Source organism: Candidatus Poriferisodalis sp. (assembly GCF_965215815.1).
In the GTDB taxonomy this organism is placed as follows: domain Bacteria; phylum Actinomycetota; class Acidimicrobiia; order Acidimicrobiales; family Poriferisodalaceae; genus Poriferisodalis.
This window is the reverse complement of sequence record NZ_CBDCEO010000013.1, coordinates 300,416-310,666: the sequence shown is the minus strand read 5'-3', so window position 1 is coordinate 310,666 and position 10,251 is coordinate 300,416. Positions and strand designations below refer to the sequence as shown.

Here is a 10,251-nt window from a genome sequence, read left to right as displayed (position 1 = left end):
CATGAGCAGTCGTCGCCGATTTCTGGTCTCCTACGACATCAGCGATCCAAAGCGACTCCGTAGGGTGCACAAGGCGATGAAGGCATACGGCTGGCCAATGCACTACAGCGTGTTCATCAGTGATCTCGATGACATCGAGTTGATCGATCTCAAGATGGAGCTTGGAGAAGTCATCCACCATGGCGAGGACACGATCGCCTTCATCGATCTCGGGAAGCCGACGGAGCGAGGTCGAGAGTGCTTCGACTTCCTCGGCAACGCGCCGCCACTACCCCAATCTGGACCGATCATCGTCTGATGCGAGTGGTCCGGTCAGGCCTCGATGCCTGGGGAGCGCTCGCACCCCGCAAGTACGGGCCAATTCTGCACCTTGACAATCGAATAAGGTTCTTCTCACGAGCGCTCCAGCCTGGAGCGCTCGCAACTGCTCGCGAAACTGCTGGTCAAACCCGGTAGATATCGAGAGCGGGTCTGGCGGATCAATTGATCCGCCCTTCATTGAAGTGTGTCGCTGCTGTTGATCGTGCAGGTGTCGGTTGTGGTCTGGCGGATCAATTGATCCGCCCTTCATTGAAGACGTGCCGCGCAGAGCGGCAGCCGCCGCGCAGCGGTGGTCTGGCGGATCAATTGATCCGCCCTTCATTGAAGCTCGACAGCCAGCCGGCCGTACGACGACATTTGCGGGGGTCTGGCGGATCAATTGATCCGCCCTTCATTGAAGCACGTACCTCGTGGAACAGGTGTCCGGCTTGACCCCGGTCTGGCGGATCAATTGATCCGCCCTTCATTGAAGCGTGATGTCCTTGAACCTCCACCGGCGTCATCTTACGGGTCTGGCGGATCAATTGATCCGCCCTTCATTGAAGGCTCAACGCCGTACGCACCACCGAGGAAGCCAACAACGGTCTGGCGGATCAATTGATCCGCCCTTCATTGAAGGGTCGAGGGGGTCAGACGCGGTCGGAGACGCGGTCGTGGTCTGGCGGATCAATTGATCCGCCCTTCATTGAAGCGATGCAGTCACGACAGCGGCCGTCGAATGCCTTGAGGTCTGGCGGATCAATTGATCCGCCCTTCATTGAAGCAGATACCACGACGAGGAGTGCGAGCCGGACCAGCCCAGGGTCTGGCGGATCAATTGATCCGCCCTTCATTGAAGCGAGCGCGTCGGCGAACGGGTCCCCGAGGGTGGCCGTGGTCTGGCGGATCAATTGATCCGCCCTTCATTGAAGCACGTGAACACGAGTAGCAGGGATTGTCAGGACGTTGGTCTGGCGGATCAATTGATCCGCCCTTCATTGAAGCAAGCGCAAGTCGGGGTGTTGCGGCCGTAGGTCCAGTGGTCTGGCGGATCAATTGATCCGCCCTTCATTGAAGGATGATCGCAGAGCGCGATGCCGTCAGCTGTCAGCTGGTCTGGCGGATCAATTGATCCGCCCTTCATTGAAGGAGAACGGTCTCGGCTCGTTCGAGGTGCTGCAGCGGGTCTGGCGGATCAATTGATCCGCCCTTCATTGAAGCGCGGAGAGCGATGTGTGTGGAGGCTTGGATGCTGTAGGTCTGGCGGATCAATTGATCCGCCCTTCATTGAAGCCTGTCAGAGGTCTGGACGAACCATCGACGGGCCATCGTCTGGCGGATCAATTGATCCGCCCTTCATTGAAGCTCAATCAACGCTCGTACCATGAGCCCAAGAGTGGCGTCTGGCGGATCAATTGATCCGCCCTTCATTGAAGCTGGTTCGTGGACCTCGGCTCGGTGGGCCAGGCGCTGGTCTGGCGGATCAATTGATCCGCCCTTCATTGAAGCAGCAGCACCAACCAACCCCCTCACGCGCAGGCCCGGAGGTCTGGCGGATCAATTGATCCGCCCTTCATTGAAGCCGCCATGTCAAGGCCGGGGAGCAGGCAGCGATCGCGTCTGGCGGATCAATTGATCCGCCCTTCATTGAAGCATGATATCCCGGCATCGGGTCGGGCTGCTGCTGGCAGTCTGGCGGATCAATTGATCCGCCCTTCATTGAAGCGTGCCCGTGGACGTTCAGCGCGTCGCCGGGAGAGTGTCTGGCGGATCAATTGATCCGCCCTTCATTGAAGCCGGCGCACCTGGGGTGCGCCGCGACCTGTTTGGGGGGTCTGGCGGATCAATTGATCCGCCCTTCATTGAAGCTCGAAAGGACGCTTGCCCTCGGCGATGCGGTCGAGTCTGGCGGATCAATTGATCCGCCCTTCATTGAAGCGCGACGACGTTCGCCCTGGCCGAGGACGATCGGCTGTCTGGCGGATCAATTGATCCGCCCTTCATTGAAGCGACCCGCAAGGCGTGTGCGTCCCCGATGTGGTGCCGTCTGGCGGATCAATTGATCCGCCCTTCATTGAAGCATGTACGCAGCGTGCTGCTCGATCGCCCGATGCTCGTCTGGCGGATCAATTGATCCGCCCTTCATTGAAGCCAGTGGAGCGTCATCACACCTAGGACAGAAACGAGCGTCTGGCGGATCAATTGATCCGCCCTTCATTGAAGCTGAGTTACCTTGGATAAAACGCCTCTCAACATCCAACGTCTGGCGGATCAATTGATCCGCCCTTCATTGAAGCACCAACGATGCAGGCGAGGTGATCAAGTACGTGGCCGTGTCTGGCGGATCAATTGATCCGCCCTTCATTGAAGCCACACGCTCGGCCGTCGGGTATGCTGGGGGCTATGAAGTCTGGCGGATCAATTGATCCGCCCTTCATTGAAGCGGCATCGCCGTGCAGTTCATGGTCAACCTCCTGGTGGTCTGGCGGATCAATTGATCCGCCCTTCATTGAAGCGGTCATCTGCCGCCGTCTCTGCAGTCCGACATTGAGGTCTGGCGGATCAATTGATCCGCCCTTCATTGAAGCCAGAACGCCGACAACCTCCCGCCGAGCTACATCGCGGAGTCTGGCGGATCAATTGATCCGCCCTTCATTGAAGCCAGCGTGGACCTTCACTGGGCAGTCGGACTTTACCGGCGTCTGGCGGATCAATTGATCCGCCCTTCATTGAAGCGGAGGCAGGGGGAGGCCTGCGGGACTGTCGGCCGGTGTCTGGCGGATCAATTGATCCGCCCTTCATTGAAGCGGACAGTAGCGCCGCGAGGCTGCCGGCAGGGTGTTCGTGTCTGGCGGATCAATTGATCCGCCCTTCATTGAAGCCTGGCGGGAAAACGAGGCGCGGAGATTCTCGGGGCTGGTCTGGCGGATCAATTGATCCGCCCTTCATTGAAGCGGTCGGAGCGGCGACAAGGTGCGGCGTTATTTCGTGCGTCTGGCGGATCAATTGATCCGCCCTTCATTGAAGCTCGGCAGCAGCCTGTCGGCTGGCTGTCTCGGTCGGGGTCTGGCGGATCAATTGATCCGCCCTTCATTGAAGCTAGGCCCCGTCGCTGGAATCGAACCAACGTGCAACCACGTCTGGCGGATCAATTGATCCGCCCTTCATTGAAGCGGCTTCGACGACAACGGCGTAGGCGGGCAGCTCCAGTCTGGCGGATCAATTGATCCGCCCTTCATTGAAGCCAATCGGCGTGCTCACCGGCGGCGTAGACGCTGCAGTCTGGCGGATCAATTGATCCGCCCTTCATTGAAGCGATACCGACGTCATCAACGACAGCGCGTGCTATGCGTCTGGCGGATCAATTGATCCGCCCTTCATTGAAGCCAGGTACTTTGAGTTGTGTAAATCCAACGACATCCGTCTGGCGGATCAATTGATCCGCCCTTCATTGAAGCTGAACTACCTTGGATAAAACGCCTCTCAACATCCAACGTCTGGCGGATCAATTGATCCGCCCTTCATTGAAGCCCCGAGCGATACAGCGAGAAGGTGCTGACCGACGGGTCTGGCGGATCAATTGATCCGCCCTTCATTGAAGCGGTCTTGGCCTGCTCTCGTCTGATCCGCAGCACCTCGTCTGGCGGATCAATTGATCCGCCCTTCATTGAAGCGTTCACAGCGTCGAGCTGGAACGGCCACAGCAGTTCGTCTGGCGGATCAATTGATCCGCCCTTCATTGAAGCAAGGCAGCGAAGCGGCTGGACGAAGTGGTCACCGGGTCTGGCGGATCAATTGATCCGCCCTTCATTGAAGCCCCAGCGTATGGCCCGATGCCGGCGCGCAGACCGCGGTCTGGCGGATCAATTGATCCGCCCTTCATTGAAGCGGTTGTAGTACCGCCATCAAACGGCGACCAACCTTCGTCTGGCGGATCAATTGATCCGCCCTTCATTGAAGCCAATGGACGTACACCACCCACGACTCCGACGCAAAAGTCTGGCGGATCAATTGATCCGCCCTTCATTGAAGCGGGTACTCGGCCTACTCGGCCTAGCTCCCTGGCTCGGTCTGGCGGATCAATTGATCCGCCCTTCATTGAAGCGGGTGAATGAGCGAGACAAACGGGCCAAGGGGACTGGTCTGGCGGATCAATTGATCCGCCCTTCATTGAAGCGTGGCGAAATGTTGGCCCCCGCTCGAGGAGACGAGGTCTGGCGGATCAATTGATCCGCCCTTCATTGAAGCTCGTTGACGGTATTAAGAAGGTTGGGAAATTTGTTGTCTGGCGGATCAATTGATCCGCCCTTCATTGAAGCGGTAATAACTGGTGCTATTAGGGCACCAACTTGACCGTCTGGCGGATCAATTGATCCGCCCTTCATTGAAGCAAGCGTTGCCCGGAAGCTGGCAGCCGGGGGTTATCGGTCTGGCGGATCAATTGATCCGCCCTTCATTGAAGCCATGGTACCCCAGATAATCCTGCATGTCCTTTCGGGACGTCTGGCGGATCAATTGATCCGCCCTTCATTGAAGCATCCCGACCGCTGGGTTGGACTCGGTCGGCGAGTCGGTCTGGCGGATCAATTGATCCGCCCTTCATTGAAGCGATTAGCGCTGCATCCGCGGGGCCGCACTGTGCCGTGTCTGGCGGATCAATTGATCCGCCCTTCATTGAAGCCAGGCTGAGCGCGGTCCGGGGCATCTCGTCGGGCTGTCTGGCGGATCAATTGATCCGCCCTTCATTGAAGCCGGGTGACGTGGGCGTGGGGGTGTCCGGACCAGCAGTCTGGCGGATCAATTGATCCGCCCTTCATTGAAGCGGTAATAACTGGTGCTATTAGGGCACCAACTTGACCTGTCTGGCGGATCAATTGATCCGCCCTTCATTGAAGCCACGATGCCGGGGTTGTCTGCGACCACTGCAACGCAGTCTGGCGGATCAATTGATCCGCCCTTCATTGAAGCCGGATCGAGGGAGGCACGATGCCGTGCTCGTTGCCGAGTCTGGCGGATCAATTGATCCGCCCTTCATTGAAGCTTGTCGTCGACCCAGACCTTGTGGACCGCTTGCGGGGACGTCTGGCGGATCAATTGATCCGCCCTTCATTGAAGCGTGTAGTCAGCGCCCGGAACCCACAGGTAAGACTCGGTCTGGCGGATCAATTGATCCGCCCTTCATTGAAGCACGAACCAGAGGGTGGTGCCGTCCGACACGCCGCCCTGTCTGGCGGATCAATTGATCCGCCCTTCATTGAAGCACGACCGCCAAGCCCGCCGTGACGCAGGCCAGCTCGGCGTCTGGCGGATCAATTGATCCGCCCTTCATTGAAGCTTTGGGTCTCGCGTCGTGCGTGCAACGACGTTATGAGTCTGGCGGATCAATTGATCCGCCCTTCATTGAAGCATGTTTCTTGACCGGGATAGCGAGCACAACGTTACGTCTGGCGGATCAATTGATCCGCCCTTCATTGAAGCTAGGTGGGGTCGGCCATGCGCAGCAGTGTGGTGCGGGTCTGGCGGATCAATTGATCCGCCCTTCATTGAAGCTGGCCTTCTGGCAAGTCAACACCGGTAACGGTACCGACGTCTGGCGGATCAATTGATCCGCCCTTCATTGAAGCAGCTGCATCCCGTTGGGCTTGCTTGGCCTTGGCAAACTGTCTGGCGGATCAATTGATCCGCCCTTCATTGAAGCAGGGCTGCGTACGCCGCCGACGCCGCGTTGCGGGCGTCTGGCGGATCAATTGATCCGCCCTTCATTGAAGCACCGGGGGCACTCTCTCTGCGTCCTGTCCGGTGGGGTCTGGCGGATCAATTGATCCGCCCTTCATTGAAGCCTCATCGATGTCATTGACTCGCATCCCGATCGGACCGCGTCTGGCGGATCAATTGATCCGCCCTTCATTGAAGCGCCGAACGGCCTGAACTTACGAGAGGTGGGTGTGATCGTCTGGCGGATCAATTGATCCGCCCTTCATTGAAGCGAGCCTGCGACGATGCAGCCCCGTCCCCCTGTCTTCGTCTGGCGGATCAATTGATCCGCCCTTCATTGAAGCCAGGAAGTCGGTTCGGCGGGGTCAGGTGGCGCTGGGTCTGGCGGATCAATTGATCCGCCCTTCATTGAAGCTGCAACGCCAACGCGTGAACGTGATCGGATCGTGCGGTCTGGCGGATCAATTGATCCGCCCTTCATTGAAGCTCGTCGGCCATGCTCGGCGCGATGCGCTCGGCCTTGTCTGGCGGATCAATTGATCCGCCCTTCATTGAAGCACCAAGGCCCTGATCCCGTGCTCGGGATCGACGAAGCAGTCTGGCGGATCAATTGATCCGCCCTTCATTGAAGCATGCTCGCAAGCTCGCCCCACCCCATGTGAGGAAGAGGTCTGGCGGATCAATTGATCCGCCCTTCATTGAAGCGATGTTGGGGTCGCCTCGCTTGAGTCGGACGGTGCGTCTGGCGGATCAATTGATCCGCCCTTCATTGAAGCGAATGTGTGGAATGCAAGGTGCATCGCCGGTGGACTGTCTGGCGGATCAATTGATCCGCCCTTCATTGAAGCCAGCGCTCGAGGTCACGGGCCACCCGGCGCACCAGAGTCTGGCGGATCAATTGATCCGCCCTTCATTGAAGCTGGTTCGTGGACCTCGGATCGGTGGGCCAGGCGCTCACGTCTGGCGGATCAATTGATCCGCCCTTCATTGAAGCGACATCACCGTCGGCGTGGGACTCCTCTCCGAGGAGCGTCTGGCGGATCAATTGATCCGCCCTTCATTGAAGCTTCGTGACTGCGGGTCTCCGAAAGGGATTCGCCAAGTCTGGCGGATCAATTGATCCGCCCTTCATTGAAGCGCGAAATCGAGAATGCGAGTGTCGGCGGCCTGCGCCAGGTCTGGCGGATCAATTGATCCGCCCTTCATTGAAGCGTGGAAGTGCTGCGGGCAGGCACCAACGTCACGTTGTCTGGCGGATCAATTGATCCGCCCTTCATTGAAGCCTGCTCACGCTCGCGTTCCCCTTCATTTCACACCGCGTCTGGCGGATCAATTGATCCGCCCTTCATTGAAGCGCGACATCGCCATTGTGCGAGTCATGCGGGACGGGGTCTGGCGGATCAATTGATCCGCCCTTCATTGAAGCAGCGAACGCGTCGACGAGAGCGACCATGTGGTCGTGTCTGGCGGATCAATTGATCCGCCCTTCATTGAAGCATCGCCAACCCCATCTCAGCCGGGAAACTCTCCATAGAGGTCTGGCGGATCAATTGATCCGCCCTTCATTGAAGCGAGATGGGCGTGCCGATCATGCCGCGAGTGATCCGGAGTCTGGCGGATCAATTGATCCGCCCTTCATTGAAGCAGCCTCGGCGGCGAAGCCGGCGGCGTCCTGACCAACGTCTGGCGGATCAATTGATCCGCCCTTCATTGAAGCCGCCGCGACCGAAGACGTGCTGATATGGGATCCCGGGACGTCTGGCGGATCAATTGATCCGCCCTTCATTGAAGCCTCGAGTTGGTGGAGTGATGCCCCCCTGCGGGCAGAGTCTGGCGGATCAATTGATCCGCCCTTCATTGAAGCAGGAGCTTGAACCCGCGGTGTAGCTAAGAATCCTTTGGTCTGGCGGATCAATTGATCCGCCCTTCATTGAAGCTCGTACGACATGCCGGTGGCGCGCAACGCCACCACGTCTGGCGGATCAATTGATCCGCCCTTCATTGAAGCGTCGAGTGCCGGGTGACTGTGGATCGGGTGGATGCGGGTCTGGCGGATCAATTGATCCGCCCTTCATTGAAGCGGCATGAGCGCCGGCCAGGCGGGCGAGTGTCATGGTGTCTGGCGGATCAATTGATCCGCCCTTCATTGAAGCGATTAACTTGAGCGCGTCTTGAAGTTTTCCACCTTGTCTGGCGGATCAATTGATCCGCCCTTCATTGAAGCGACGAGACGGCCACCACGCTGACGGTGAACGCGGCAGGGTCTGGCGGATCAATTGATCCGCCCTTCATTGAAGCGTTTGCGACCACTGCGACCGGCCCTGCAAGATCACTAGTCTGGCGGATCAATTGATCCGCCCTTCATTGAAGCAGATGACGGCCGACGTCGAGCACGACCTGCCGGTACAGTCTGGCGGATCAATTGATCCGCCCTTCATTGAAGCCTTCAGAGCGTCGTCAGCTTCGCGGGTGATGCTGCGTCTGGCGGATCAATTGATCCGCCCTTCATTGAAGCTTGGCCATCGGGTCGGTACGGACCTCCGCCTCCGTCGTGTCTGGCGGATCAATTGATCCGCCCTTCATTGAAGCGCCGGGTTCCCGCTCGCGACCGAGTCGCTGAACGCCGTCTGGCGGATCAATTGATCCGCCCTTCATTGAAGCGAGTCTGGCGGCGGGGGCGGCGGCCAAGGCGGCGGTGTCTGGCGGATCAATTGATCCGCCCTTCATTGAAGCCAGTGCGTGGCCGCAAACTGGGCATTCAATTACGGCGTCTGGCGGATCAATTGATCCGCCCTTCATTGAAGCACCCGTGCTACGGTTTTGGTGCGGCATCAGGAGTGCGTCTGGCGGATCAATTGATCCGCCCTTCATTGAAGCCAGGATGATGCCGTGCTTGCTGGTCTTGAATCCGTGAGTCTGGCGGATCAATTGATCCGCCCTTCATTGAAGCCGCCGCATCCCGTTGGGGACAACGCCCGAGATGTAGTCTGGCGGATCAATTGATCCGCCCTTCATTGAAGCCGCAGTGTGACCTAAGCGGACACTACTGGTTCCGTTGGTCTGGCGGATCAATTGATCCGCCCTTCATTGAAGCGGCCGGTTACCGCGCCCGCATATTTGGAGCCAGACAGGTCTGGCGGATCAATTGATCCGCCCTTCATTGAAGCTGCTGCACACTGATCGTGGTGACTTGCAAGCCGATGTCTGGCGGATCAATTGATCCGCCCTTCATTGAAGCTGCGGTCTGCGGCCCGCCCACGCCACGCTGCCCGCGTCTGGCGGATCAATTGATCCGCCCTTCATTGAAGCCCGCGGGCGTGCGGGGGGCGGCTCGGATGTGTGGAGTCTGGCGGATCAATTGATCCGCCCTTCATTGAAGCGTTGGGGCCTATCCCGAGTTCGCCGTCGTCGGGGGGTCTGGCGGATCAATTGATCCGCCCTTCATTGAAGCGGGCTCGACCTGCTCTGAGCCGACTCATGAACGGCGTCTGGCGGATCAATTGATCCGCCCTTCATTGAAGCGTAGTACCGCCATCAAACGGCGACCAACCTTCACACAGTCTGGCGGATCAATTGATCCGCCCTTCATTGAAGCGAGCGCAGCTTGGAATTGCCTGACTTGCAGACTAGCTGTCTGGCGGATCAATTGATCCGCCCTTCATTGAAGCGGCATTGACGTGTTCAAGGGCATGACGATGAAGAGTCTGGCGGATCAATTGATCCGCCCTTCATTGAAGCGTGTCCGATGAGCAGGCGTCAGGGCAGGCGTTGCTGTCTGGCGGATCAATTGATCCGCCCTTCATTGAAGCATCGAGTTCGACGACGGCGCAGAGTTGAAGGTGTGGGTCTGGCGGATCAATTGATCCGCCCTTCATTGAAGCACCGCGGCGGCAGCCACGGTCTCGACATCGCTGGCGGTCTGGCGGATCAATTGATCCGCCCTTCATTGAAGCACCGCGATCACCGACGGGACCGTCACCTGGCTCGGCTGTCTGGCGGATCAATTGATCCGCCCTTCATTGAAGCCTCAGCGGACAGCAGCGAGTGGTGGCCCATCGCCGGTCTGGCGGATCAATTGATCCGCCCTTCATTGAAGCGAGGAATTGGTCACCGGCGTCAACACCGACTTTCCCCGTCTGGCGGATCAATTGATCCGCCCTTCATTGAAGCGTCGAGGCCATTGACGCGCATGCCGACAGGGCCGCGGTCTGGCGGATCAATTGATCCGCCCTTCAT

The 10,251-nt window shown here is 58.4% G+C and carries 1 protein-coding gene and 1 CRISPR repeat array (1 of these 2 running past the window's edge); the gene reads left to right on the top strand.

What is annotated here, in order from left to right:
• The first annotated feature begins 1 nt into the window (after position 1).
• Positions 2–298: a CRISPR-associated endonuclease Cas2 gene (gene cas2, locus ACOOHB_RS11340; RefSeq protein ID WP_420444949.1), complete on the top strand. Its 297-nt coding sequence runs from the start codon at positions 2–4 to the stop codon at positions 296–298.
• Positions 299–469: 171 nt separating this feature from the next.
• Positions 470–10,251: a CRISPR direct-repeat array (repeat unit 36 nt; unit sequence GTCTGGCGGATCAATTGATCCGCCCTTCATTGAAGC); it runs 3,401 nt beyond the window's last position.

Excerpts from the sequence above, each read along its gene's own strand:
- cas2 (WP_420444949.1), top strand. The coding sequence starts at position 2 with ATGAGCAGTCGTCGCCGATTTCTGGTCTCCTACGACATCAGCGATCCA.